Source organism: Luteibacter sahnii (genome assembly GCF_034063545.1).
GTDB classification, from domain to species: Bacteria; Pseudomonadota; Gammaproteobacteria; order Xanthomonadales; family Rhodanobacteraceae; genus Luteibacter; species Luteibacter sahnii.
In genome coordinates, this window is record NZ_JAQLOK010000007.1 from 138416 (window position 1) to 162942 (window position 24527).

Annotated in this window: 23 protein-coding genes; 10 read left to right on the forward strand and 13 right to left on the reverse strand. The window is 68.4% G+C overall.

Annotated elements, in window-relative coordinates:
- Positions 1–40: 40 nt before the first annotated feature.
- The 4 genes from PI246_RS16115 to PI246_RS16130 are packed head-to-tail and all read right to left on the reverse strand — an operon-like array spanning position 41 to position 2021.
- The gene (locus tag PI246_RS16115) at positions 41–595 is read right to left on the reverse strand and encodes a YceI family protein (protein ID WP_320552339.1); all 555 of its coding nucleotides are present in this window, start codon (positions 593–595) and stop codon (positions 41–43) included.
- A gap of 10 nt (positions 596–605) precedes the next feature.
- A complete protein-coding gene (locus PI246_RS16120; protein ID WP_320552340.1) occupies positions 606–1079 on the reverse strand; it encodes a SixA phosphatase family protein in 474 nt (157 codons plus the stop codon).
- A 60-nt stretch (positions 1080–1139) separates the two neighbouring features.
- Entirely contained in the window at positions 1140–1772 is a 633-nt protein-coding gene (locus PI246_RS16125) for a ParA family protein (RefSeq protein WP_320552341.1), read from the reverse strand.
- A gap of 51 nt (positions 1773–1823) precedes the next feature.
- A complete protein-coding gene (locus PI246_RS16130; protein ID WP_320552342.1) occupies positions 1824–2021 on the reverse strand; it encodes an antitermination protein NusB in 198 nt (65 codons plus the stop codon).
- Positions 2022–2194: 173 nt separating this feature from the next.
- Here PI246_RS16130 and PI246_RS16135 point away from each other — a divergent pair, with 173 nt between their 5' ends.
- Entirely contained in the window at positions 2195–3238 is a 1044-nt protein-coding gene (locus PI246_RS16135) for a hypothetical protein (RefSeq protein ID WP_320552343.1), read from the forward strand.
- Positions 3239–3259: 21 nt separating this feature from the next.
- Here the strand turns inward: PI246_RS16135 and PI246_RS16140 are convergent, their stop codons facing one another.
- Together PI246_RS16140 and speE are read right to left on the reverse strand one after the other, a co-directional pair.
- Positions 3260–4084, reverse strand: coding sequence for an SAM-dependent methyltransferase (locus PI246_RS16140; protein WP_320552344.1), 825 nt, complete (start codon positions 4082–4084; stop codon positions 3260–3262).
- Positions 4085–4177: 93 nt separating this feature from the next.
- Positions 4178–5035: a polyamine aminopropyltransferase gene (speE, locus tag PI246_RS16145; RefSeq protein WP_320552345.1), complete on the reverse strand. Its 858-nt coding sequence runs from the start codon at positions 5033–5035 to the stop codon at positions 4178–4180.
- 258 nt (positions 5036–5293) lie between these two features.
- Between speE and speA the strand changes: the two genes are divergently transcribed.
- On the forward strand, positions 5294–7180 hold the full coding sequence (gene speA, locus PI246_RS16150; protein ID WP_320552346.1) for an arginine decarboxylase: 1887 nt from the start codon (positions 5294–5296) through the stop codon (positions 7178–7180).
- A 131-nt stretch (positions 7181–7311) separates the two neighbouring features.
- A complete protein-coding gene (locus tag PI246_RS16155; RefSeq protein ID WP_320552347.1) occupies positions 7312–8172 on the forward strand; it encodes an NAD(P)-dependent oxidoreductase in 861 nt (286 codons plus the stop codon).
- A 90-nt stretch (positions 8173–8262) separates the two neighbouring features.
- On the opposite strand, the gene PI246_RS16160 is transcribed toward PI246_RS16155, so the two are convergent.
- The 3 genes from PI246_RS16160 to radC form a co-directional block, all read right to left on the reverse strand.
- Entirely contained in the window at positions 8263–8994 is a 732-nt protein-coding gene (locus PI246_RS16160; RefSeq protein WP_320552348.1) for an SPOR domain-containing protein, read from the reverse strand.
- A complete protein-coding gene (gene argS, locus PI246_RS16165) occupies positions 8995–10683 on the reverse strand; it encodes an arginine--tRNA ligase (RefSeq protein WP_320552349.1) in 1689 nt (562 codons plus the stop codon). It abuts the gene before it with no gap.
- Positions 10684–11345: 662 nt separating this feature from the next.
- Positions 11346–12083: a RadC family protein gene (gene radC / locus PI246_RS16170; protein WP_320552350.1), complete on the reverse strand. Its 738-nt coding sequence runs from the start codon at positions 12081–12083 to the stop codon at positions 11346–11348.
- Between the two features lie 172 nt (positions 12084–12255).
- On the opposite strand from radC, the gene coaBC reads away from it, so the two are divergent.
- Genes coaBC through PI246_RS16185 form a run of 3 tightly spaced genes read left to right on the forward strand, consistent with a single transcriptional unit; the run spans position 12256 to position 16270 of the window.
- Complete coding sequence (gene coaBC / locus PI246_RS16175) at positions 12256–13467, forward strand: bifunctional phosphopantothenoylcysteine decarboxylase/phosphopantothenate--cysteine ligase CoaBC (protein ID WP_320552351.1); 1212 nt, start codon at positions 12256–12258, stop codon at positions 13465–13467.
- Positions 13464–13919 carry a dUTP diphosphatase gene (dut, locus tag PI246_RS16180; RefSeq protein WP_320552352.1) on the forward strand — a complete coding sequence of 152 codons (456 nt, stop codon included), beginning with the start codon at positions 13464–13466 and terminating at the stop codon, positions 13917–13919. Before coaBC ends, dut begins: the two co-directional genes overlap by 4 nt.
- Before the next feature lie 20 nt (positions 13920–13939).
- The gene (locus tag PI246_RS16185) at positions 13940–16270 is read left to right on the forward strand and encodes a phosphomannomutase/phosphoglucomutase (RefSeq protein WP_320552353.1); all 2331 of its coding nucleotides are present in this window, start codon (positions 13940–13942) and stop codon (positions 16268–16270) included.
- Between the two features lie 10 nt (positions 16271–16280).
- Here PI246_RS16185 and PI246_RS16190 read toward each other — a convergent pair whose 3' ends face one another.
- Together PI246_RS16190 and pyrE are read right to left on the reverse strand one after the other, a co-directional pair.
- Entirely contained in the window at positions 16281–16937 is a 657-nt protein-coding gene (locus tag PI246_RS16190; protein WP_320552354.1) for a DUF4124 domain-containing protein, read from the reverse strand.
- Between the two features lie 97 nt (positions 16938–17034).
- Positions 17035–17682, reverse strand: a complete 648-nt coding sequence (pyrE, locus tag PI246_RS16195; protein WP_320552355.1) for an orotate phosphoribosyltransferase — start codon at positions 17680–17682, stop codon at positions 17035–17037.
- Between the two features lie 254 nt (positions 17683–17936).
- Between pyrE and PI246_RS16200 the strand changes: the two genes are divergently transcribed.
- From PI246_RS16200 to PI246_RS16210, 3 genes are all read left to right on the forward strand, one after another.
- Complete coding sequence (locus PI246_RS16200; protein WP_320552356.1) at positions 17937–18707, forward strand: exodeoxyribonuclease III; 771 nt, start codon at positions 17937–17939, stop codon at positions 18705–18707.
- Positions 18697–19995 carry an AmpG family muropeptide MFS transporter gene (locus PI246_RS16205; protein ID WP_320552357.1) on the forward strand — a complete coding sequence of 433 codons (1299 nt, stop codon included), beginning with the start codon at positions 18697–18699 and terminating at the stop codon, positions 19993–19995. The genes PI246_RS16200 and PI246_RS16205 overlap by 11 nt, the downstream gene beginning before the upstream one ends.
- Before the next feature lie 80 nt (positions 19996–20075).
- A complete protein-coding gene (locus tag PI246_RS16210; RefSeq protein WP_320552358.1) occupies positions 20076–20384 on the forward strand; it encodes a hypothetical protein in 309 nt (102 codons plus the stop codon).
- On the opposite strand, the gene PI246_RS16215 is transcribed toward PI246_RS16210, so the two are convergent.
- Positions 20381–21496, reverse strand: coding sequence for an anhydro-N-acetylmuramic acid kinase (locus tag PI246_RS16215; protein WP_320552359.1), 1116 nt, complete (start codon positions 21494–21496; stop codon positions 20381–20383). The two genes, PI246_RS16210 and PI246_RS16215, sit on opposite strands and share 4 nt — an antisense overlap.
- 3 nt (positions 21497–21499) lie before the next feature.
- Entirely contained in the window at positions 21500–22948 is a 1449-nt protein-coding gene (locus PI246_RS16220; RefSeq protein ID WP_320552360.1) for an OapA family protein, read from the reverse strand.
- Between the two features lie 182 nt (positions 22949–23130).
- Between PI246_RS16220 and tyrS the strand changes: the two genes are divergently transcribed.
- Positions 23131–24336 carry a tyrosine--tRNA ligase gene (gene tyrS / locus PI246_RS16225; RefSeq protein ID WP_320552361.1) on the forward strand — a complete coding sequence of 402 codons (1206 nt, stop codon included), beginning with the start codon at positions 23131–23133 and terminating at the stop codon, positions 24334–24336.
- Positions 24337–24527 lie beyond the last annotated feature (191 nt).

Here is a 24527-nt window from a genome sequence, read left to right on the forward strand (position 1 = left end):
TTCTAGGCGAGGGGGTGCAACGCCACGTGAGCCCGGCGGCTCAGGCGGCGGCAAGCACGATCGCCAGGCCGAGGTTCACCCGGTCGGACAGGGCGCCCCGGTGGCCGCGCATCTCGAAGTCGGTGCGGTCGATGCTGCCTTCCAGGCGCAGCACGCACCCGGCCATGGCGCCGGGCGTGCAGTCATTGGGGGCCATGCGGAAGCTCACCGGCCGCGTGACCCCGCGAATCGTGAGCGAGCCCTGCACGTCGCCGCCCTGGGTGAGGGTGGCTAACGGGAGGGGCAGGGAGACGAAATGGACGACCGGGTGATGCTCGACGTCGAAGAATTCCGGCGCCAGCACCCAGCGGCGCAGGCGCGCGGATTCCATGCGGATGCTGTCCAGGTCGATCTGCGCGGTGACGGTGGCCGTGCCGGCGGCCCGGGCCACGGTCACGTCACCATGGATTTTCTCGAAACTGCCGCTGACCATGCTGACCCAGAGCAGCCGCACGCTGAAGTCGGCGCGCGAGCGGCCCGGATCGATGCGCAGTTCGGCGGCGGTCGCCAACGGCACCACCAGAAGCAGGACGATCGCCGACAACAGGTGGCGCATGCGCGTGGGCTCAGTTAGGGGGAGACCAGAAGGTGTCGAGTTTGGCGGCGCCCGGTTGCAGGGGGCCGTCGAACGAGAGACGGGCCATGCCGGCCGGCGGCATGCCCCGGTAGTCTTCCGACCGTCCCTCGACGAGGAAGGCCACCAGCTGCTCCAGGCCGGGGTTGTGGCCGACCAGCAGCACGCGATCGACGTCGCCGTGCCGGTCGAGCAGGTCGTAGAGGTCGCCCACCGTGGCGTCGTAGATGCCATCCTCGATGGTCGGCGTCACCCCGGCACCGAGGGCCAGTTCGGCCGTCTCGCGGGTGCGCGCCGAGGGCGAGCAGAGCACGCGGTCGACCGTCACCTTGTGGCTGCTCAGCCACTCGCCGGCGGCCTGGGCCTCGCGGCGTCCATGATCGGTGAGCGGTCGCTCACGGTCGTCTTTGCCGTCCTTGCCGTGCGGCGTCGCTTCCGCATGACGCAACAGGATGAGTTCTCGCATGGTTACCGTCCTTTCGCAGGGGCCACGTGACGTGGCGGGGAGTCGACGCGATGCGGCGTGTCAGCGGCTGCGCTTGATCCAGCGCAGCAGCTTGGTCCAATCGTCCTGGTGGCCGCGCACGTTTTCGGAGTGGTAGTCGAAGATGCCCTTGCCCAGGGCGGTGAGCAAGACGTACGCCTGCGAGTCGCGAAGTTCCGCGACGACGGGAAACGGCGCCCGCTCGGCGAGTTCGGCCAGCGCCGCCTGGCTGGCGTTGGTCCAGGGCTTGAGCCGGTTGCCGACCAGGCCCACGGGCAGCTTGCCGCGCCGCACCCGGCCGATGCCCTTGAGTACGGTAAGGAAGTCGAGGGTCGCGTCGAGGTCGAAGTGGGAGGGCAGCACCGGCACGAGGATCACGTCGGCGCGTTCGAGGTAGGGCTCAAGGTCTTTCTCGTCGACCCCGGCAGGGGTGTCGACGATCACCCGCTGCACATCGTCGCCCAGACGCTCGAATGCCTTGCGGCCGCCTTCGAGGGCGACCACGGCGGGCGCGTTTTCGGGACGCCGCTGGGCCCAGCGCAGGCTGGAGTGCTGGCGGTCGGCGTCGATGATCGCCGTGTGCTTGCCCGTCTGCGCCCAATGCGTGGCGAGCTGGGTGACCAGCGTCGTCTTGCCGCAACCGCCCTTGCTGCTTGCCACGAGCGTCGTAAGCATGCGCGCACCTGCTGGCTAGGATGGCCCTAGCCTACACAACGCGGGCCACGGTCAGAAGAGTTTGGCACGCACCTTCGGCAGCAGCACGAGGATGAGCGTGGCGAGGGGGCCGAGCAGCAGCGACAGCGCCCACCATGCGAGCCCGCTGCGGTTCTTGCCTTGCGCAATGCCGGCGTTGATGAGGGAAAGCGTGCCCCAGCCGACGAAGAAGCCAGCGCGTTCGCTGGCGAGGATGGCGAATTGGTCCATGGTAAGTTCCTGTTCTCTCGCAGGATTGGCTGACGCTGGCGACGGCCCCCACCGACTGGGCAGCGTGCGAAGCCCTGATGGTAACAATGTCTCCTCGTCGTGAAGACCCCAACCCGCAGCTTCCGTTCATGGTGGGACGGTATGCTTGCCGCTTTATGTCATGGAGAGGGTCCATGCGTGGACGCCGCGTTGTCGCCTTGGCCCTGGGTGGGCTGATCTCGCTGTCGGCCGTCGCGGGCCAGCCCTGGCCGGGCGCACCGAAAGGACCGGCGAAAGGCCCGGTCGCCGCCAGCAAGGACCGCACGAAGTCCCTGCTCCAGTTCCAGAAAGACCTCGCCAGCGTACTCGCGCTGCGCACCGAGGCCGAGCCATTGCTGGGCGCCGCGCTGCTCGCGCGCCCGCTGGTCGATCCGCCCGAGGTGCTGAGTTACCACGCGCTGCTCGAGCGCGCGTCGCGCAACGTCGATGCCGGTCCGGCCGTCACCTGGGCGCGGCTGGCCGACTGCGACGCCAAGGCCGGTGCCTGCCCCAACGCCGACGCGCTCGCCGACCTGCAGAAACGCGTGCCTGACAACGCCGCCGTGTGGCTGCTCAAGCTCGGCATGGACGCCCAGACGGGTACCGACAAGGACGCCCGCGCCGACCTGGCCCAGGCCGCCAACGCGAAGCTCTACGACGACTACCTCGGTGGCAGCATGAAGGCGCTCGCCACCTCGGTCAGCCAGTTGCCGCCGCCGCCGGACACGTTCGACGCGTTACAGGGCGCGGGCGCCGCCGGCGTGCAGATGGAGATCGTGTTCGGTCTCGCCGCGGCGCAGCCGCAGCCGGTGTTCCCGGCCACGGCCACCTACTGCGAATCGCACAAGGACGACGCGGGCGTGGTCGCCGACTGCCTGAAGCTGGCGAAGGTGCTGGAATGGGGCAGCAGCCCGCTGGGCCGCTCGCTCGGCCTGCACCTGCGCGAAACGCTGTCGTCGGACGCCGCCGACCAGGCATCGGCGAAAAATGCCCGTCTGAACCTGATCTGGCAGATGCAGCAGTTCGCCCGCCTCCACGCGCAGGCGCAGGGCGACAAGCCCACGGCGCAAAAGCTGCTATCGCTGGCGCGTAGCGGCGGCACCGAGATGAGCGTGGTGTTGGCCTCGCTCAAGGCCTACGGCATCCCGTCCGAGGCGCCGTCCGGCTGGGAGCCGGCCAAGGTCGAAGGCAACCGCTGACTTCGGGTCGCGACCGCCGTCTCAGGCGGTCGCGATGTCCCGGTCGAGTGCATCCAGGCGCGCCCGGATAGCCGGATCGATCGCCAGCGGGCAAGCGGGCGGCACGACCATCGTGCTCTCGCGAGGTACGTCCGCCTGGGGAAGGTCGCGCAGCGCGAGGCGCTGGATGCGCGGTCGCTCCACCGGCAACGTGGCCGCGCGATACAGCACCACGGCGTGGTCGAGCGGATAGTCCCGGGCCAGCACGTCGACGAGCACCTGCCGGTACGCCGCGTCGTGGCGAAGGGTGCCCACCGAGCGGTTGCCGAGCATCCCGACCTGCCACAGCACGAGGTAGGCGGCCGGATCGATCCGGCGACGGTGATAAATGAACTGGCTGGCTTCGAAGTGCTGGCAGCCCACGCTGCCCGGGTCGATGCCGAGGTCGGCGTAGAGGCAGTCCTCCGCCGAGATGCCCGGCTCCATGTGCGCCGCGAAGCCCTCGGCTCGCGCGGTTTCGATGACCTTGTGCGGAGCCCAGGCGAAGATGCCGGGGTGTCCATAGAACACGCCGCATACCCGCTTGCCCGCGCGCACCTCGGCCATCATCACGTCGACCCATTGCCGGTAGGTGGCCGTTCGCGGCTTGCCTTCACCGTAGTACGCCTGGAGGCTGCGCACGTCGTGATGCATGCGTTGCAGCCAGCGCTCCACGATGCCGTCGGACAGGCCGCCGAAGACGACGTCGGCCTGCTCGATATGGCTGCGCGCCAGCGGCGTGAGATGCGAGCCGAGGGTCATGCCCATGCCGACGCAGGCGATGCTGCCGCGGGGGCCTCGATCGGAAACGGAAAGGAAATCGCTCATGTGGTGCCTGCGTGGGAGGCCTGGATGCGAAACGGCCCGGTCGCTCGCGCGCCGGGCCGTCGTTCGGGGGCGATGGGGCCGCCGGGAGCGGACTCAGTCGCCGAGTTGCTCGCGCATGAACTCCGGCTGGGCCAGCGCGCCCTTGTGGATGTCGGCGTTGTAGTACTTGGTGGCGAAGTTCTTGCTGATGGCGCCACGCTCGCGGAAGCCGGAGAGGTCGCCGTCCTTGCGCGCCATGGTGCAGCTCCACCAGCCCGTGGGATAGCACGGCTGCGGGAACGGCAGGGTGCGCACGGCCTTGAAGCCCGAGGTGCGCATGGCCGAACGCATGGCCTTGATCAGCTCGATGTGCGCCAGCGGCGATTCGGACTGCTGCACGAGGATGCCGCCGTGGCGCAGGGCCTTGTGGCAGCTTGCGTAGAACGCAGCGTTGAACAGGCCCTCGGCGGGGCCGACCGGGTCGGTGGAATCGACGATGATGAGGTCGATCGATTCCGGCTCGGCCTCGGCCATGTACTTGATGCCGTCGATGAACAGCAGCTCGGCGCGCGGGTCGTGGTTGGCGTCGCACAGCTCGGGGAAATACTGCTCGGCGAGCCGGGTGACGCGCTCGTCGATCTCCACCTGCGTGGCTTTCTCGACTTCTTCGTGCTTGAGCACCTCGCGCAGCGTGCCGCAGTCGCCGCCGCCGATGATCACCACGCGCTTGGCGCGGGCGTGCGTGAACAGCGCCGGGTGGGTCATCATCTCGTGGTAGAGGAAGTTGTCGCGGCTGGTGAGCATGACGCAGCCGTCGATCACCATCAGATTGCCCCAGTCGGTGGTCTGGTAGATCTCGATGGTCTGGAACGGCGTCTTCTCCGCGTGCAACAGGCGTTCAACGCGGTAACCGATGGAAGAACCCGAGGCCTGGTGGGCTTCGGTGAACCAGCTGAGCTGCTGTTGCGACATGACGCGGAATCCTGGAGTGCGGCGAAAAGGGTCTGGTATCGGCCCATTGTAGCGGCTCCGGGTGACAATGCGGCCCATCCGGTCGGCCGGCCGGGTCGATACACGGATGTCATCGGCCGCCGCTACAATAGGCGGTCTGGTCGGCCCCGCGGCGTGCGAGGCTCCCGGCCGCCAGGCCTGTCCGAGTCAAGGTTCGCCGCTGCGACTGTTCCGCGCCTCCCCTCGGGGGGACACGACACAATCACCTGGAGACCGCCCATGGCGAACTGGACCATCGATCGCGCGAAGCTGACCTACGCGATCCCCCACTGGAGCAACGGCTACGTCGACGTGGCCGGCAACGGCCACCTGACCATCCACCCCCGTGGCGAAAAGGGCCCGACGCTCGACCTGCCCGCCATCGTGGAAGAAGCCACCCGCCAGGGGCTGCGCCTGCCCCTGCTCGTGCGCTTCCCCGACATCCTCGCCGACCGCCTCGCGCGCCTGCAGCAGGCCTTCGCCAAGGCCATCGACGACGCCGATTACGCGGGCGGGTACACGGCCATCTACCCGATCAAGGTCAACCAGCAGCGCGGCGTGGTCGGCGAACTCGTGGCCGCGGGCGAGCACGGCTTCGGCCTCGAGGCGGGCTCCAAGCCCGAGCTGATGGCGGTGCTGGCGCACGCCCGCCCGGGCAGCATGGTGGTCTGCAACGGTTACAAAGATCGCGAATACGTGCGCCTGGCGCTCATCGGCCGCAAGCTCGGCCTGCGCGTGCACATCGTGGTCGAAAAACTTTCCGAACTCGACCACGTGCTGAGCGAGGCGAAGGCGCTCGACGTCGAGCCGCTGCTCGGCGTGCGCGTGCGGCTGGCCTCCATCGGCGCCGGCAAGTGGCAGAACACCGGCGGCGACAAGGGCAAGTTCGGGCTCAGCCCGGGCCAGGTGCTGCAGCTGGTGGAAAAACTCGAGGCCCACGGCCTCAAGCACACCCTGCGCCTCCAGCACTTCCACATGGGCTCGCAGATCTCCAACGTGCGCGACATCGCCGCGGGCATGCGCGAGGCCGTGCGCTATTTCGTCGAGTTGCACCGGTTGGGCGTGCCCATCGACGTCGTCGACGTGGGGGGCGGCCTGGGCGTCGATTACGAGGGCACGCGCTCGCGCAGCTACAACTCGATCAACTACAGCCTGGGCCAGTACGCCGCGAGCGTCGTGCAGCCCCTCGCCGAGGCGGTGGCCGAGCACGGGATGCCGGCGCCGACGATCTTCACCGAGTCCGGGCGCGCGATGACCGCGCACCATGCGGTGATGGTGGTCAACGTCACCGAAGTCGAAGAGGTGCCGCCGGGCGCGGTGCCGCCCGAGCGCGAGGGCGAGCCGGCCGTGTTGCGCCACCTGCGCGAGACGCACGCCGAACTGGATCACCGTCCGCCGCTCGAACTGTTCCACGAGGCACAGCATCATTTCGCCGAAGGCCAGACGCTCTACGCGCTGGGCCAGCTCGACCTGCGCGACCGGGCCACCCTCGACGAGTTGTTCTACGCCATCGCCAATGCCGTGCGGCCGCGCCTCCTGCCCGCCGAGCGCGCCCACCGGCAGGCCCTGGACGAGCTCGACGAAAAACTCGTCGACAAATACTTCGTCAACTTCTCGGTGTTCGAGTCGGTACCGGACATCTGGGCCATCGACCAGATCTTCCCCATCGTGCCGATCGCCCGGCTCAACGAAGAGCCCGCGCGGCGCGGCGTCATCGCGGACCTCACCTGCGACTCCGACGGTCGCATCGACCACTACGTGGACGCCGAAGGCGTGGACGTCAGCCTGCCGCTGCATGCGCTGAAGGAGGGCGAGTCGTACCGCCTGGGCATCTTCATGGTAGGTGCCTACCAGGAAACCCTCGGCGACATCCACAACCTGTTCGGCGACACCGATGCGGTCAACGTGCGGGCCACGGCCGACGGGTACGCGTTCGCGCACGTCCGGCGTGGCGACACCACCGACCTCATGCTCGATTACGTCGGTTACGACCTCAAGGCCCTGCGCCAGTCCTACGCCGACCGCATCGCGGCGGCGGGCATCGACGGCGACGAGGCGCGGCGCCTTGCCGAGGTGCTGGACAAGGGACTGACCGGTTACACCTATCTCGCCGAACACGTGGGGTAACGGCGGCCGACGGGAAGCGTGGTGCGATCCCGTCGATCGCCATCGCTTCCCCGTCCCGTTCACGCCACCGCGTCGCATGTGCAGTCACCTTCCCACGCCTGATGTCCACCTCCCACCAAAACGAGCCTCACATGACCATCAAAGCCGCATTCATCGGCCTGGGCGCGATGGGCGCGCCCATGGCGGGACACCTCCACGACAAGGGGTTATTGGTCGCCGTGGGTAACCGCACGCAGGCCAAGGCCGATGCGCTCGCGGCGCAGCTGGGCGTCACTGCGCCGGGCGATGCCGGCATCGCCTCCGCCTGCGACGTGATCGCGCTGTGCGTGAGCGCCGACGCCGACGTGATCGGCGTGGTCGAGGCATTGGCGCCGTCCCTGCGCAAGGGCAGCATCGTGATCGACCATTCCACGGTGTCACCCGCGACGGCGCGGAAAGCGGCCGACCGACTGCGTGAGGTGGGGGCGGATTTCCTCGACGCGCCGGTGTCCGGCGGGGTGGAGGGGGCGAAGAACGGCAAGCTCTCGGTCATGGTCGGCGGGGATGCCGCCGTGCTGGAGCGCGCGCGTCCCGTGCTCGAAGCCTACGGCGTCCGCATCACCCACATGGGGCCGGTCGGCAGCGGCCAGGCCACCAAGGCGGTCAACCAGGTGCTTGTCGCGGGCATCGCCCAGGCGGTGACGGAAGGCCTGGCCCTGGGCGAGGCGCTGGGCCTGGACGCAGACCACCTCATACCCACCCTGGCGGCGGGCGCCGCCGGTAACTGGTTTCTCGACAAGCGTGGCGCGACGATGCTGCGCGACGAATTCTCGGTGGGCTTCAAGCTGGCGCTGCTGCACAAAGACCTCGGCATCGTGCGCGGCATCGCCGAAGAGGCCGGCACCGATCGCACCATCATCGAGCAGTCGCTGGCCGACTTCGCCCAGCTGATGTCGCAGGGGCACGGCGACGACGACATCTCCGCGCTGATACGGCTCAAGCGCACGTCGTGACCCGCGCCGCGTGCGGGGTGCCGAAAGCCAAACCAAAAACGCCGCTCATTCGAGCGGCGTTTTTGGTTGCGGTTGGCGTGGCGATCTCGCTTAGCTGCCTTCCTTGAGGGCGATGGCACTGATGCCGGCAGCCTGCAGCCGCTGCTTGGTGCTTTCCAGGTCGGTGGCCGACTTGAACGGCCCAAGACGGACACGGTTGTAGGTCTGCGCGCCGACCTTGACCGACTGTACGTTCGCCACGAAGCCCTGCAGGGCCAGCTTGGCCTTGAGTGCTTCGGCGTCCGCCGCGCTGGGGAAGGCGCCTACCTGCAGCAGGTAACCGGAGCCGGCCTGGGCGGCGGCCTGGGCTGGCTGCGATGGCGCGGCGGTCACCGTCTGCGTCGCGGCCTTGGGCAGGTTGGGGTTGGCGGCCGGCGGCACGGCAGTCGCGGGTGTCGGCGTGGCCTGCTGGCTCGGTGCGGGCGGCGGCGTGGCCTGGGCGGTCTGCTTCTGCTGTGCCTCGGCGCTGGCCTGCGCGCGGATCTCGGCATCGGGGATGCGGACTTCCTTCTCCGACAACACCGAGTAGAAGTCGTAGGACGGCTTCTTGGGTTTCTCCGGCTCGGCCTGGTCGGCCACGCCCGGCTCGCTGCCCTTCTGGGCGGTGGCCTGCGGGTTGGGTTCGGGACCGTCCTTCTTCATCGGCATGAGGCTGCCGCGCATGGCCACGGCCATCAGGATGGCGCCCGCCAGGATGCCAATCAGCGCCCAGCCCCAGGCCGGCATGCCGCCGGAGCTGTTGCGGACGGCCTGACGGCCCTTACCCTTCTTGCGTGTTGCCATTTACATGCTCTCCGGGGCGGAAATGCCCAGCAGATCGAGACCATTGCGAAGCACCTGCTGCGTCGCGGCGACCAGCGCCAGCCGCGCGTCGCGAAGCCCGGCGTCGTCGACGATCCACTTCTGCTCGTGATAGTAGCTGTGCAGCGCGCCGGCGAGTTCGCGCAGGTATTGCGCGATCAGGTGCGGTTCCAGAAGCGACGCGGCCGACTCCACCACTTCGGGGTAGCGCGACAGCTCAAACATCAACGCCTGCTCGTGCCCGGTCGTGAGCCGGTCGAGCTTCGACAGGCCCTCGCCGCGGTCGGACGATAGCCCTCGGTCGGCGAGTTCGCGAAAGACGCGACAGGCGCGGGCGTGGGCGTACTGGATGTAATAGACCGGGTTGTCGTTGCTCTGCGACCGGGCCAGGTCGATGTCGAACACCAGCTGCGAATCGGCCTTGCGCGCGATCAGGAAGTAGCGCGTGGCGTCGCGGCCCACCTCGTCGATCAGGTCGCGCAGGGTGACGTACGAGCCGGCGCGCTTGGAGATTTTCACCTCTTCGCCGCCCTTCATCACCGTCACCATCTGGTGCAGCACGTATTCGGGCCAGCCCTTCGGAATACCCGCGTCCAGCGCCTGCAGGCCGGCCTTCACCCGGGCCAGCGACCCGTGGTGGTCGGATCCCAGCTCGGTGATCGCGCGCTCGTAGCCGCGCTGCCACTTGGTGCGGTGGTAGGCCACGTCGGGCAGGAAATAGGTGTAGGTGCCGTCGGACTTGCGCATCACGCGGTCCTTGTCGTCACCGAAATCGGTGGAGCGCAGCCAGAGCGCACCGCCTTCCTCGTAGGTGTGGCCGTGGGCGACCAGTTCGCGCACGGTTTCGTCCACCTTGCCCTCGGTGTAGAGGGATGACTCGAGGTAATAGACGTCGAAGCCGACGCCGAACGCCTTGAGGTCGAGATCCTGCTCGTGGCGCAACGAGGCCACGGCGAAGCGGCGCACGTCGTCGAGGTTGTCCGCGTCCCCGCTCGCGGTGACCGTCTCGCCGTCGGCATCGACGGATGCCTTCGCCAGGAACGCCTGGGCCACGTCGGCAATGTAGTCGCCCCGGTAGCCCGACGCCGGCCAGCCGGCGTCGTCCGGGCCGATGCCCTTGGCGCGAGCCTGGGTGGACAGGGCCAGGTTGGCGATCTGCACGCCGGCGTCGTTGTAGTAAAACTCGCGGACGACCTTCCAGCCGGACGCGTCGAGCAGTCGGCTGATGCTGTCGCCGATGGCGGCGGCGCGACCGTGGCCGACGTGAAGCGGGCCGGTAGGATTGGCGGAGACGAATTCCACGCCGGCCGTGCGACCCTGGCCGCCATCATGGCGGCCATAGCGGTCGCCCTCCACCAGCGTCCGCTCGATTTCGGCGTGGAAGGCCGCGGGGGCGAGGAAGAAATTGATGAAGCCCGGGCCGGCCACGTCCACCTTGCCGACCATCGGCGAGGCGGGTAGGGCCGCCACGAGGTCGGTCGCGATGTCGCGCGGCTTGCGGCCTGCCGACTTGGCCATGAGCATGGCGGCGTTGGTCGCGAAGTCACCGTGCTCGCGACTGCGCGTGCGCTCGATCACGAACGGCGGGACGACGACATCGGACGGCAGCTGGCCTGACTCCCGCAGCGCGTCGATGGCCTGCAGGAGGAGTTGGTTGAGCTCTTGTTTCACGGGAGTCGCGATGCGGACATGGAACCGGCAATCCTATCAGAAAGGGGTCTGGGCACCGCCTGCGAACCTTGTTCCGGTGATGCACAAGCCTGTGGATAACTCTGTGGGCAAGAATGCCGCCCACCCCGTCGCGGCACCGCCATCACCCCGTGACTCCGGTTCGTCACACCTTCGTCCCTTAAAAATCAATGATTTGTGTGAACGACCTGTGGCCGTGTCGCAGCTGTGACGGGCAACTGCGAATCAGGACGAATGTGCATAAGTCAACGGCACCTGGCCGGTAACCTCGCGTTTTCCGGCACGTCATGGCGCTGTCACAGGTGATCGTCACACTTTCCCTCGTGCCCGGTGTCTCCCCGGCCCAAGGCACGACGGGTTATCCAGACCCCTCCCCTCGAAAGGTGACCCATGACGGCGCGAGCGGCACTCGCGCCGTTTTTTTTTCATCCCGAACGCGCGGGGATGCCGCAACGATGCAGGCCTTGCCGCCGGCTCGGACGCCAAGGCCTCCCTGCGAAACGCCCGGGTGCAACGCGCTCTGGCGCCACAAGGTCGCGACAGCCCCACGGCTCGCGGGATCGAACCATCCTCCGGGCCACACGGTTGATCGCCGGGAGGGTGCCCGGACTTCCGTGAAGAACGTTTTTTCGTGTGGCCCGGCATCAGAGCAGCCCGCGTTCGGCCATCGACACGGGCTCGCCGCGGCCGATCACCACGTGATCGAGGACGCGGATGTCGATGAGCCGCAGCGCGTCGACGAGCACGCGCGTGATCTCGCGGTCGGCACGGCTCGGTTCGGCGACCCCGGATGGATGATTGTGGGCGAGTATGACCGCGCAGGCGTGGTGTCGCAGGCAAGCCCGGACCACTTCGCGCGGATAGACGCTGGCGGCGTCGATCGTGCCGCGGAAGAGTTCTTCGTAGGCCAGGATGCGATGCCGGGCGTCGAGGAACAGGCAGGCGAAGGCCTCGTAGGGCAGGTGGCACAGCCGCGCCTTGAGGTAATCGGCGCTGTCGGCGGGGTTGTCCACGCGAGGCAGTTCGGTCAGGCCTTCGCCCAGCGAGCGGCGCGCGAGCTCCAGCGCCGCGACGATGCGCGCGCGCTTGGCCGGCCCCACTCCGCGCACCGCCGGCATGTGATCGGGATCGGCGAGCAGGCGGCCGAGGCTGCCGGCTTTGCTGAGCAGGGTGCGCCCGGTCGCCACGGCATCGTGTCCCGCCGTGCCGTTGCCCAGCAGCACGGCGATCAGCTCGGCGTCGGACAGCGCGGCGGCACCGTGGCGCAGCAGGCGCTCACGGGGTCGCTCGCCCTCCGGCCACTGGGGGATGGGACGGGGACCGAACGTGGCGGAGGGGTCGCCGTCGCGCACCGGGGGGCGGAGCGGAGATGCCGGTTTCATGGGGCTGCGTCCTGTCGAGGCGTAGGCGGATGCCAAGCGACACACGGTAGGCTTGTCACGCGCGGGTGGCGATAGAACGATTCTGAAAAATGCGGCGGATCGTGCGCGCACGCGACCGTCACCGGCGCAATCCGTTAAGCTAGCCAGCCTTTCGCACCCGCGCCGTTTCGCCATGAGCCTTCGCCAGCGTCGCATCCTGATCGGCGTCACCGGCGGCATCGCCGCCTACAAGGTATGCGAGCTCGTCCGGCGCCTGCGCGACCTCGGCGCGGAGGTGCGCGTCGTGATGACCGAAGGCGCCACGCATTTCGTCACGCCGACCACCTTCCAGGCGCTTTCCGGGCAACCGGTGCGGGTCAGCCTGTGGGACGAACACGGCGAGGCGGCGATGGGACACATCGAGCTGGGGCGATGGGCCGAGCGGCTGCTGGTCGCGCCGGCCAGTGCCGATACGCTTGCACGCCTCGCGCACGGCATGGCCGACGACCTCCTCACCACCGTGGCACTGGCGACCGCGGCGCCGGTCTACGTGGCCCCGGCCATGAACCAGCAGATGTGGGCGCATGCGGCCGTGCAGGCCAACGTCGCCACGTTGCGCGCCCGCGGGGTAGCCATCCTCGGCCCGGCCGACGGCGACCAGGCCTGTGGCGACATCGGCTCGGGCCGCATGCTCGAGCCGCACGCGCTGCGCGACGTTCTCGTTGCCTCGTTCGGCGACGGGCCGCTGCGCGGACGCAAGGTCGTGGTCAGCGCCGGCCCCACCTACGAAGACATCGATCCGGTGCGCTTTATCGGCAATCGCAGCTCGGGACGCATGGGGTTCGCCATCGCCGACGCCGCGCGCGAGGCCGGCGCCGACGTCACCCTGGTCGCCGGTCCCGTCGCGCTGGCCACGCCAGCCGGCGTCGCCCGCGTGGACGTGCGCAGCGCGCGACAGATGCACGACGCGGTGCTCGCGGCCTGCGACGGCAGCGACATCTACATCGGCGCGGCCGCGGTCGGCGATTACCGTCCCGAACAGGCCGCCGGGCAGAAACTGAAGAAGCACGACGGCGCGCCGCTGCGCCTTGAGCTCACCGAAAATCCCGACATCCTCGCCGCCGTGGCGGCGCGCCCGAGGCCGCCGTTCCTGGTGGGCTTTGCCGCCGAAACGCACGAGCTGGCGCGTTACGCGCAAGACAAGCTGCGGCGCAAGGGGCTGGACATGATCGCCGCGAACGACGTCGGCGACGGCAGGGGATTCGAAGTGGCCGACAACGCCCTGGTGCTTTATTGGCGCGACGGAAGCGTGTCGCTGCCGCGCATGCCCAAGACCGACCTCGCGCGCCAGCTGGTGGCGCACATCGCCGAACGTTTTCTTTCCGGCCACGGACACGCGACTTGATCGATATCGAACTGAAAATCCTCGACCCGCGCCTGGGTGTGTCCATTCCGTTGCCCGAGCCGGCGACGCCCGGCAGCGCGGGGATGGACCTGCGTGCCGCGCTCGACGAGCCGGTGACGCTGGCGCCGGGGCAAAGCCTGCTCGTGCCGACCGGCCTGTCCATCCACATCGGCGATCCCGGCTGGTGCGCGCTCATCGTGCCGCGCTCGGGCCTGGGCCATAAGCAGGGCCTGGTGATGGGTAACCTCGTCGGCGTCATCGACGCCGATTACCAGGGGCCCCTCATGATCTCCTGCTGGAATCGCGGGCAGGCGCCGGTGGGCATCGCGCCGGGCGATCGCGTCGCGCAGCTCCTGCTCGTACCGGTAGGCCGCGCGCGCCTTCGTGTGGTAGATCAGTTCCAGCCGTCGCAGCGGGGCGAGGGCGGGTTCGGTTCGACCGGCGTGGTCTGATCCAGACGGGAAACGAGAGCATGGCTCGACTTGGGGGAGGGAAGGGGCGACGGGCGCGGGACGACCTGCGTCGGCTGCTGCCGTTGATCGGTGCCACGCTGCTGACCGTCGGCGGTGTGTTCTGCGCGTGGCAGACGTGGCTCATCGCCGACCAGGGCAACGCGATCGAGCGTACCCGCCGCGGGCAGGAGGCTGCCGTTCGCGCTGTGGCCGATCTCGCCCGCGAGCGTGTCGAGCGGTTCCGCGCGGCGGCGGCCGATCCCGCGCTGAAGGCGGGGCTCGACGACCGCGCCGCCACCGCCGTGCGGCTTCGCCAGGTTCTTCACGATGCCCGTCAGGTGGATGTCTACGACGGCGCCCTCGACGAGGTGGTGCGCGCCGATTACCGCCAGTTCGGCTATGCCAAGGCAGCGCAGCTCATGGCGGCGCTCGGCGAAGGCCGGGCATCGCCGATGGCCAGCATCCTGGTGGGGGGCGAGCGATGGCTGACCCTGGTCGAGCCCATCGGCGACCCGGGCAACGTGCGGGCGTGGGTCTGGCTCGCGTATCCGTTCGATGATCTTCGCCGACGTTTCGACCCGGTGTCGGCGGCGGGTGGCCGGCTCGAACTGCACGAAAGCGCCAATGGCGACAGCGCCCCGTTGTTGTCGCACGGCCGGCTTTCGGCCGAGCGCGAGGCCTCTGGGCAACCGGTGCCCGGCACGGCGTTCTATGTGTTTGCGGCATTGCCGGGTGCGTTTATCGTGCTGCCGGATTCCGTGCTGCTCGCGGGCCTGCTGACCCTGCTGGGCCTGGGCGGCGGCGCGTTCCTGGTGTGGTGGCGCTCGCGCCTGCCGATCATGCCCGCCCCCGTGGTGGAGGACGACCTGCTCGTGGCCGACGTGGTGCGCAGGCCGCGCCTGCCGCCCGTGCCCGCGCCGACCGTGGCCCCGGTGCTGGCCGCGCCGGTGGCCCCCGCACATGACGTGGATCCGGCGATTTTCCGCGCCTACGACATCCGCGGCATTGTCGGCGTGTCGTTGACCGCCGACACGGCGCGCCTGATCGGGCGCGCCATCGGCGGCCGGATGCGCGATCACGGGCTACGCGAGATCGTGGTCGGCCGCGACGGGCGGGTCTCCGGGCCCGAACTCGCCGCCGCGCTGGCCGATGGCCTGCGCGCGGCCGATGTCGACGTGATCGACCTCGGCGCGGTCGCCACGCCGCTCACCTACTTCGCGGCGTTCCACCTCGGCACGGGCTGCGCGGTGTCGGTGACCGGCAGCCACAACCCGGCCAACCACAACGGCTTCAAGGTGGTGATCGGCGGGGAGGCGCTAGGCGGTGACGACGTCGCCGACCTCTACCGCCGCATCGCCGACCAGCGCCTGCCCGAGGGTGGCCAGGGCACGTGGCGCGAGCACGCGATCGTCGACGCCTACGTGTCGCGCGTCACTGGCGACATCGCCGAAGCCGACCGTCGGCTGAAAGTGGTGGTCGACGCCGGCAACGGCATCGCGGGCGCCGTCGCGCCGCGCGTGCTCGAGGAGATCGGTTGCGAGGTGGTGCCGCTCTACTGCGACGTCGACGGCACCTTTCCCAACCACCATCCCGACCCTTCCGAGCCGCGCAACCTCGCCGATCTCATCGCCGCCGTGCGCACGGTCGGCGCGGACATGGGCATCGCGTTCGACGGCGATGGCGATCGCATGGGCGTAGTGGGCCCCGGCGGCGAGATCGTGCCGGCCGACCGGTTGCTGATGCTGTTCGCGCGCGACGTGCTGGCGCGCAATCCCGGCGCGACGATCGTGTACGACGTGAAGTGCAGCGCCCACCTGCGCAAGGTGGTGCAGGACGCCGCCGGTGTGCCGCTGATGTGGCGCACCGGCCACTCCCTCGTAAAGGCCAAGATGCGTGAGACGGGCGCGGCGCTCGGCGGGGAAATGACCGGTCATTTCTTCTTTGCCGACGGCAACCGCTGGTACGGATTCGACGACGGCATCTACGCCGCCGCCCGCTGGGTGGAGATGCTCGCCGGCGATCCGGCCGAGCGCAGCGTGGTGGAATGGCTCGATGACCTGCCGCGCAGCGTCGCCACCCCCGAACTGCGCTTGACGATGGCCGAGGGGGCCGCGTCGCGTCTCATGGAGCGGCTTCGCGACGCCGCGGAGTTCGGCGACGGCCGCGTCACGACGATCGACGGCGTGCGCGTGGAATGGAACGACGGTTGGGGCCTCGTGCGCGCCTCGCACACCGAATCGGTTCTGGGCTTCCGCTTCGAGGCCGATAACCCGAAAGCGCTGGAGCGCGTCAAGGCCGCGTTCCGCGAGCGCATTCACGCCCTGGACGACGCCCTGTCGCTGCCTTTCTGAGGATGCGGGCTCAGCGGCCGTTCGGGGTGTCCGCGGCCGCCTTCACGTCGCGGTAGTGCTTGACCTGGGCGTCCATGCCCGCCTTGGCGGCGTCTTTCGCCGCCTGCTGGCGCTGTAGCGTGGCGCGCAGGCCGGCGACCATATCGCGCTGCTTCGCGATGCGGTCGTTGAGGTACGCCGGCACGGGCTGCTTGGCCCGTTCCAGGTCGCCGGCACGGTTGAGCAGGTCTGCGAGGGCCTTCTCCTGTCCTTGCAGGTTCAGCCGCGTGGTGCGCGCGGCCTGCTCGAAGTTGTCGACTTCGGCGTTCTTCGCCACCACGAACGACGCTTCGTCGGGATAGGCGTTGAGCATCTGCGCATCGTCGCGCCGCTGTTGTTCCTGCACCCGGTCGGCGGCGGCCTTCTGGTCGGCCAGCTTGCGGGCGGCGGCACGCTCGTCGGCATTGAGCTGGCGGTCGACGTGGCGCACGACCACGCCCTGGCTGTTGACCACGTCGTAACCGGCCTTCAGCGCGTCGGACGTGAGGCTGTCGCTGAACACGGTGGCGCCGGATGCGTCTTTCCAGCGAAAGCGCGTAGCGCCGTAGTTCGACGCATCGTTCTGCGCCGCGACCGCGGTGCCGAGGCACAGGGCCGCGCCCGCCAGGATGTAACGCACAGCTCGCATGGTATTCCCTCCGTGGGCGGAGTATAGCCAGCCCGCGGCGGGCCGTGACGCGCAAGCGGCAAGCACGCCGATGGGCGTGACGCAATCGCCGTTTTGCTTAGTCCTTTACACCGTAGCGCTCGCGATAGGCGACGAGGCGAGCGTGCTCGGCGGCCAGCTCGGGCCGTTCGCCCGCGTAGGCGAGCACCTCGGCCAGGCGGGCGATGGCGATCACGGGAATACCGAATTGCGCGGCGACTTCCTGGGCGGCGGAGCGCTCGCCCTGGCCGCGCTCCTGGCGATCGAGCGCGATGAGCACGCCCGCGGGCTCGGCGCCCTGCGCGCGGATGAGTTCGAGCGATTCGCGCACCGCGGTCCCCGCGGTCATCACGTCGTCGACGATCAGCACGCGCCCCTTCAACGGCGCGCCCACGAGGGTGCCGCCTTCGCCGTGGTCCTTGGCTTCCTTGCGGTTATAGGCCCAAGGCACGTCGCGCTGCTGCGTGTCGGCCAGGGCGATGGCGGTCGCCGCGGCCAGGGCGATGCCCTTGTAGGCGGGGCCGAAGAGCATGTCGAAGGCCACGCCCGAGCGGACGGCCGCCGCCGCGTAGGCGCGACCGAGCCGGGCCAGCGCCGCGCCGGAATCGATCCGGCCCATGTTGAAGAAGTAAGGGCTCGAGCGACCCGATTTCAGCGTGAACTCGCCGAAGCGGAGGACGTCGCGGGCAAGGGTGAGTTCGATGAATTCGCGCTGGTAGTCGTGCACGTCGTGGTTTTCCTGGGAGGCGTGGAACGGCGGCGGCCACAGCACCGGCTGTGGGCGTTCGGGGGTGTGATGGTACCGCGTGCCGTCGCCGGCATACCCCGCGAGCGTGCCCCATGGCGGGAAACCGGCGAGCCGATGGCGCCGGCCGGGGGGGATGTCGTCGCGCTGGGCATTCCCGCGTAGGAAACGTCCCGGCGAAGCGTCGGCCGTGGGCGGGGTATCATCAGCGTTCGACCGATCCGAAGACACCACCGATGCGCATCATTTCGCTCAACGCCAACGGCATCCGCTCCGCCGCCACCAAGGGGGTGTTCGACTGGCTCCGCCAGCAGGACGCCGACGTGGTCTGCCTGCAGGAAACCAAGGCGCAGGAGTCGCAGCTGAGCGATCCGATGTTCCGTCCCGACGGCCACCACTGCTTCTATCACGACGCCCGAAGCAAGAAGGGCTACAGCGGCGTGGCGATCTATTCCAAACGCGAACCGGACGAGGTCCGCACCTCGCTGGGTCGCGAGGATTTCGACTGCGAGGGGCGCTACATCGAAGCGCGCTACGGCAACCTGAGCGTCGTATCGTTCTACATCCCCTCCGGCTCGTCGGGCGACGAGCGGCAGCAGTACAAGTTTCGCGTCATGGAATGGCTGACCCCGATCCTGCGTGAGTGGGCCGCCAGTGGCCGCGATTACGTCCTTTGCGGCGACTGGAACATCGTCCACACGAAAAACGACATCAAGAACTGGACCTCCAACCAGAAGAACTCCGGCTGCCTGCCCGAGGAGCGGGCCTGGCTCGACCTGCTGTTCAAGGAGATCGGTTGGGTCGACAGCTTCCGCGCCCTCAAGCCCGACGCCGTGGAGTACACCTGGTGGTCCAATCGCGGGCAGGCGCGCGCCAATAACGTGGGGTGGCGCATCGACTACCAGATCGTGACCCCGGGCCTGCGCGAGCGGCTGCGCGACTGCTCGATCTACCGCGACGAGCGGTTCTCCGACCATGCCCCCTTCACGGTCGACTATGCCGACTGACGGCCCGCCGCCGGCGAAGCCCTCCATCTGGCGGGCCTTCACCCAGCCGGCCGCGTGGACGATGGCTTTCCTCGGGTTTTCGTCGGGGCTGCCGTTCCTCCTGGTGGCCGGCACGTTGTCGTACTGGCTCAAGGACAACGGCATCGAGCTGAAGAGCATCACGATGATCGCCAGCGCGGGCATGAGCTACGCGCTGAAATTCCTCTGGGCGCCGCTGCTCGACCACTGGGAGTTGCCGCTGTTCCGCCGGCTCGGCCTGCGGCGCGGCTGGCTGCTGTTTTCCCAGTTATGGGTCACCGGCGGTCTTCTGACCATGGCGGCGCTGTCGCCGTCACGTCTGCCGGCCTTCATCGGCGCGACGCTGGTGGTGGCGTTTTTCGGGGCCACGCAGGACATCGCGGTGGATGCCTACCGCATCGAGATCGCACCGGTGGAAGCGCAGGGCGCCCTGGTGGCGACCTACGCGCTCGGCTATCGCATCGCCCTGATCGTCAGCGGGGCGCTGGCGTTGATTATGGCCGACCACATGCCGTGGCCAACCGTCTACCTGGTCATGGCCGCGACGATGGTCGTGCCGATCGCCACGACGTTTCTCGCCCGGGAGCCCGAGGTGGTCCGTGACATCGCGGATCATTGGGAGGACGCGATGCGCGAGAGCGTCATCGAGCCGTTCACCGACTTCTTCGGCCGCTACGGTTGGGCGCTTGCCCTGGCGACGCTGGCTTTCATCTTGCTGTTCAAGATCCCCGAGCAGGCAACCATCGGTGGAGTGATGGGGCCGTTCTACCGCGACATGGGCTTCGACAAGACCCAGATCGCGGCCGTCACCAAGATCTGGGGCGTGTGGGTGGGTATCCTCGGCGTCTTCGTCGGCGGCGCGATGGTGGCCCGGTGGGGCATGTGGCGAACGCTGGGCCTGGCCATCGTGGTGGCGGGCGTGAGCAACCTGCTCTACCTGTTCCTGCTCCGGCACCCGGGCGACATCGTGGTGCTCACGTTGGTGATCTCGGGCGAAAACTTCACGCTGGGCGTGCTCGGTCCGCCCACCATCGCGTTCCTGTCGTCGTTGGTCAACACGAAGCACACCGCCACGCAGTATTCCCTGCTCAGTTCGCTGGTGAACCTGCCGGGCAAGGGACTGGGCTTCTTCGCCGGGGCGATCGTGATGTCGCTCGGCTATGCCGCGTTCTTCGTCATCACCGTGGTCTCGTTGCTGCCGGCAATGATCCTGTTCGCCTGGCTATGGCGTCGCCATGCCGACCCACCTGGCGGCGCGCCGGCCGACTGACCGCCAGGGACGCCGTCTGCCGTCGGCCGAATGTGTGTAAGATCGGCGCCACAGGGGGCATGCGCGAAGGAGGATACGCCGTGCCGGATATCGTGGTACGACACATCGACGATCAGATGGCCGAGCGGATCAAAAGCCTCGCTCGCGAACGGCGTTGGTCGATCAACGAGGTGATCCTGCACGCGCTGCGGCATGGACTGGGCCTGGGGCCGGGCGACGCATTCAGCGAGATGCTGATCGAGCCGGGCGACATCGCCCACCTGACCGGTGCCTGGGACGCAAGCGAACAAGCGGCGTTCCAGGAGGCCCTGGCGGCGCTGGCGCAGGCTTCGCCCGGCTCACTCGCGGCGGTATCGCGTCGCGACACCACGGCCGAAGACGCGCTCTAGGGCGCGGCGTAGACGGCGCCGAGCAGGCGCGGTCCCCGGGCGCCCGTCACCGTCGGCAGGTTGCCGGGCTCGCCGCGAAGCCGGCGATAGGCCAACCAGGCGAAACCCATCGCTTCCATGAAATCCGGATCGATGCCGAACCTCGCGCTCGACTGCAGCGGACGACGTTCCAGGCGCGCGGCGATGGCTTTCATCAGTGCGGCGTTGTGTACGCCGCCGCCGCACGCGATGACGTCGCGTGCATCCCCCGCGTGCCGCGCGATGGCGTCGCCGATGGACACGGCGCTCAGGGCCAGCAGCGTGGCCTGCACATCGGCCGGCGCCAGGTCGGCGACGCGCGGATGGCGTTCGAGCCAGGCCAGGTGGAAATGCTCCCGGCCGGTGCTCTTCGGGGGCGGCAGCATGAAGTAAGCGTCGTCGAGGAGTTCGGCGAGCAGGTCGGGATCGACCGCTCCCGATGCCGCGAACCGGCCGTCGCGGTCGAAGGCCTCGCCCCTGTGACGCAGGCACCAGGCGTCCATCAGGCCGTTGGCCGGCCCGGTATCGAACCCCGTGACGCTGCCGTCCGGCGTGAGCCGCGTGACGTTGGCGATGCCGCCCAGGTTAAGCACCACGCGGGCGCCCTCGTCGGGGCGTAGCACGGTGGCGTGAAACGCCGGCACAAGCGGCGCGCCCTGGCCGCCGGCCGCGACGTCGGGCCGGCGGAAGTCGGCGACCGTCGCGATGCCGGTGCGCTCGGCGATCACCGACGGATCGCCGATCTGGAGGGTAAAAGGAAGGTCGCCGTCGGGACGATGCCGGAGGGTCTGGCCGTGCGAGCCGATGGCTGTCACCGCCGCCGCGTCGACGCCGGCCTCCGCGAGCACCGCGGTGGCCGCGTCCGCGAAGGCGCGGCCGATGGCGACGTCCAGGCGGCCGTAGTCGTCGAGGTCGAGGCGTTGCTCGTCCTGGGCCACCGCGAGAATGCGCCGGCGCAGGGCGTCATCCCATGGATGCACGAGGCCCGCGACGAGCGCGGGCCTTTGCTGTTCGAAGCGGACCAGCGCGGCGTCGATGCCGTCGGCGCTGGTGCCGGAGATGAGGCCGACGTAGAGGCCGTCCATGGAGGCCATGGCTCAGTCGTCGCTTTTCGCGGTGTCGGCCTTGGCGAGCTTGACGTTGCTGTCGATGCGGTTGAGCCGGGCCAGCTGGGGCGCGACCACCTCTTTCTTGAACTTCGCCATCTGCGCTGCCGGTAACGGTTCCGGCTTGGGCAGGGTGACCGTCTGCGGGTCGCGCTGCACGTTGTTGACGCGGAATTCGTAGTGCAGGTGAGGACCGGTGGCCAGGCCGGTCATGCCGACGTAGCCGATGGTGCTGCCCTGGCTCACGTGCTGGCCGACGCGCAGGTTGGCGAAGCGTGACATGTGGCCGTAGGCCGTGCTGATGGTGGCGTTGTGCTGGATCACCACGAAGTTGCCGTAGCCGTTCATCCAGCCGCGGAACTTCACCACGCCGTCGCCGGCCGCGTGGATCGGCGTGCCGGTGGGTGCGGCGTAATCCACGCCCTTGTGTGCGCGCATCTTGCCGAGGATCGGATGCATTCGGCCCGCGCTGAACTGGGACGAGATGCGGGTGAAATCGACCGGAATACGCAGGAACGAGCCCGCCAGCGGACGGCCCTCCTCGCTGAAGTAGCCGATCTTGCCGTCGCTGTTCTTGAAGCGATAGGCGGTGTAGCGCTTGCCCTGGTTGACGAATTCCGCGGCGACGATGTCGCCTTCGCGCAGGAACGCGCCGTCGCTGTAGACGTCGTCGTAGATGACGGTGAAGCTGTCGCCGACGCGCAGGTCCTGCACGAAGTCGATGTCGTACTTGAACACCTCGGCGAGCTTGAGGACCATCGCCGTGCTCATGCCCGCCTTGGAGCCGGCGCCGAACAGCGAGCTGTCGATCACGCCGTGGGCGAGGTGCTCGCGACGCTGGACGTCACGCACCTGGGTGGTGAGCTGGGGCGACGCGCCGTCCAGGCGCAGGGTGGCGATGGTGGATTCGTCCTGGTCGAAGCGCACGCCCTTGAGTAGGTGGTCGCCGCCGACGAGGAACTGGAACTCCTGGCCCGGCTTGATCTGGTGGAACACCTTCGTACCGCCCGCGCCGTCGATGACGTGCTGCAGGTCGGTCATGGACAGGCCCTGGGCGATGAAGATATCCGCGAGCGTCTGGCCGGGCTGCACCTGCACGGTCTGCCATTCTTCCACCGGGGCGAGCGGCTTGATGCTGGCGGGATCGAGCTTGGGCAGTGCGAGCGGCACGACGGAGTGTTGCGTGAGTGGCTCGGTGATCTTGGGCGATTTCATCGCGCCGGCCCAGGCGGGGATCACCAACGCCGAGAGGATGACGAGCAGGAACGCCGTGCCGGCGAGGATCCAGCGTTCGCGCGACCAGCTCAGCGGCTCGGCCGACGCGTTGCGACTGAACGACCAATGCGCCCGGCTATCGTAGAAGTGCGCGTGGCGCCGCTGGGCCTTGCGGCGGATGGCCTGCTTGCGTGCGCTGTGCGCTGCCCGTTTTACATCACCCATCGTCTTTCGTGTATCCACTCGCCCCGAGGTTGTCGCGTACCATAACGGTCCCGTGCAAAGTCCGTCAACGCCTTTTCCATCAAGGCTTTGCAAGAGATCTTGCGGTTAACGCACAATTAACCCCACGGGCCCTTCACATGAGTGGCAAGGGTGCCCGACCGCCCTTTGTATAGAGAGAAAACATGAACGAGCTGGACCAGGCCCTGGCGCTCATCGCGCGTGGCGCCGACGAGATCATCAAGAAGGACGACCTCGAGGCGCGCCTCAAGCTCGGCAGACCGCTGCGTATCAAGGCGGGATTCGATCCCACGGCGCCCGACCTGCACCTGGGCCACACCGTGCTGTTGAACAAGATGCGCCAGTTCCAGGACCTCGGCCACCAGGTCATCTTCCTGATCGGCGACTTCACCGGGATGATCGGCGACCCCACGGGCAAGAACGTCACCCGCAAGCCGCTCAGCCGCGAAGACGTGCTGGCCAACGCCGAAACCTATGCCGAACAGGTCTACAAGGTGCTCGATCGCGAGAAGACCGAGCTGCGCTTCAATGCCGAGTGGTTCGGCAAGATGGGCGCGGCCGACATGATTCGCCTGGCGGCCCAGCACACGGTGGCGCGCATGCTCGAGCGCGATGATTTCGCCAAGCGTTATAAGGGCGAGCAGCCGATCGCCATCCACGAGTTCCTCTATCCGCTGGTGCAGGGCTACGACTCCGTGGCCCTGAAGGCCGATGTCGAACTGGGCGGCACCGACCAGAAGTTCAACCTCCTGATGGGGCGCGCGCTCCAGGAGCACCACGGCCAGGCGCCGCAGATCGTCCTGACCATGCCCTTGCTCGAAGGGCTCGACGGCGTGGCCAAGATGTCCAAGTCGCTGGGCAACTACATAGGTATCGGCGAGCCGGCGATCGACATCGTCACCAAGACCATGAAAATCGGCGACGACCTCATGTGGCGCTGGTTCGAACTGCTCAGCTTCGAGGTGTCGCTCGACGAGATGGCGCGTATGAAGCAAGAGGTGGCTTCCGGCGTCCTCAACCCGCGCGACGCCAAGCTGCGCCTGGCGCGCGAACTGGCCACGCGCTTCCACGACGCGGCGACGGCGGAGCAGGCCATCGCCGGGTGGCATGCCGTCGTGCGCGGGGAAGGCGACACGAGCCTCCTGCCGTTGACCGACATCCCCGCACCGCAGGAAGGCTTCCGTCTGGCCGCCCTGCTGACCGCCGCGGGCGTAACGCCGAGCAACTCGGAAGCCAATCGCAAGGTGAAAGAGCGCGCGGTGCGCATTGATGGCGAGATCGTGGAGGACGCATCGCGTCTCTTCACCGCCGGCTTCGAGGGCGTGCTCCAGGTAGGCAAGCGAAACTTTGCGCGTATCCGACTGATTTAACGGGTCTTTCAAAAAAAGTTCACAAAAGGGGTTGCAGCCCCTTTTGAAATCCGTATTATTCGCCTCCCCGCTGACACGGAACGCGCTTTGCGAACGGTGTCGACGAGTATCGGTTTCACCAGCCACCTCGAAAAAAAGATTGACGAGGGTGTTGACAGAAACGAAAGATGCTCTAAAATGGGCGGCTCACT

What these genes read in the sequence shown, in the direction of transcription:
- PI246_RS16155 (WP_320552347.1), top strand. Translation starts at nt 7,312, where the DNA reads ATGACCATCAAAGCCGCATTCATCGGCCTGGGCGCGATGGGCGCGCCC.
- PI246_RS16220 (WP_320552360.1), bottom strand. Translation starts at nt 22,948, where the DNA reads ATGGGTGATGTAAAACGGGCAGCGCACAGCGCACGCAAGCAGGCCATC.
- PI246_RS16115 (WP_320552339.1), bottom strand. Translation starts at nt 595, where the DNA reads ATGCGCCACCTGTTGTCGGCGATCGTCCTGCTTCTGGTGGTGCCGTTG.
- speA (WP_320552346.1), top strand. Translation starts at nt 5,294, where the DNA reads ATGGCGAACTGGACCATCGATCGCGCGAAGCTGACCTACGCGATCCCC.
- PI246_RS16135 (WP_320552343.1), top strand. Translation starts at nt 2,195, where the DNA reads ATGCGTGGACGCCGCGTTGTCGCCTTGGCCCTGGGTGGGCTGATCTCG.
- PI246_RS16130 (WP_320552342.1), bottom strand. Translation starts at nt 2,021, where the DNA reads ATGGACCAATTCGCCATCCTCGCCAGCGAACGCGCTGGCTTCTTCGTC.
- radC (WP_320552350.1), bottom strand. Translation starts at nt 12,083, where the DNA reads ATGAAACCGGCATCTCCGCTCCGCCCCCCGGTGCGCGACGGCGACCCC.
- speE (WP_320552345.1), bottom strand. Translation starts at nt 5,035, where the DNA reads ATGTCGCAACAGCAGCTCAGCTGGTTCACCGAAGCCCACCAGGCCTCG.
- coaBC (WP_320552351.1), top strand. Translation starts at nt 12,256, where the DNA reads ATGAGCCTTCGCCAGCGTCGCATCCTGATCGGCGTCACCGGCGGCATC.
- PI246_RS16215 (WP_320552359.1), bottom strand. Translation starts at nt 21,496, where the DNA reads ATGGCCTCCATGGACGGCCTCTACGTCGGCCTCATCTCCGGCACCAGC.
- PI246_RS16185 (WP_320552353.1), top strand. Translation starts at nt 13,940, where the DNA reads ATGGCTCGACTTGGGGGAGGGAAGGGGCGACGGGCGCGGGACGACCTG.
- PI246_RS16200 (WP_320552356.1), top strand. Translation starts at nt 17,937, where the DNA reads ATGCGCATCATTTCGCTCAACGCCAACGGCATCCGCTCCGCCGCCACC.
- PI246_RS16190 (WP_320552354.1), bottom strand. Translation starts at nt 16,937, where the DNA reads ATGCGAGCTGTGCGTTACATCCTGGCGGGCGCGGCCCTGTGCCTCGGC.
- PI246_RS16205 (WP_320552357.1), top strand. Translation starts at nt 18,697, where the DNA reads ATGCCGACTGACGGCCCGCCGCCGGCGAAGCCCTCCATCTGGCGGGCC.
- PI246_RS16140 (WP_320552344.1), bottom strand. Translation starts at nt 4,084, where the DNA reads ATGAGCGATTTCCTTTCCGTTTCCGATCGAGGCCCCCGCGGCAGCATC.
- PI246_RS16120 (WP_320552340.1), bottom strand. Translation starts at nt 1,079, where the DNA reads ATGCGAGAACTCATCCTGTTGCGTCATGCGGAAGCGACGCCGCACGGC.
- tyrS (WP_320552361.1), top strand. Translation starts at nt 23,131, where the DNA reads ATGAACGAGCTGGACCAGGCCCTGGCGCTCATCGCGCGTGGCGCCGAC.
- PI246_RS16160 (WP_320552348.1), bottom strand. Translation starts at nt 8,994, where the DNA reads ATGGCAACACGCAAGAAGGGTAAGGGCCGTCAGGCCGTCCGCAACAGC.
- PI246_RS16125 (WP_320552341.1), bottom strand. Translation starts at nt 1,772, where the DNA reads ATGCTTACGACGCTCGTGGCAAGCAGCAAGGGCGGTTGCGGCAAGACG.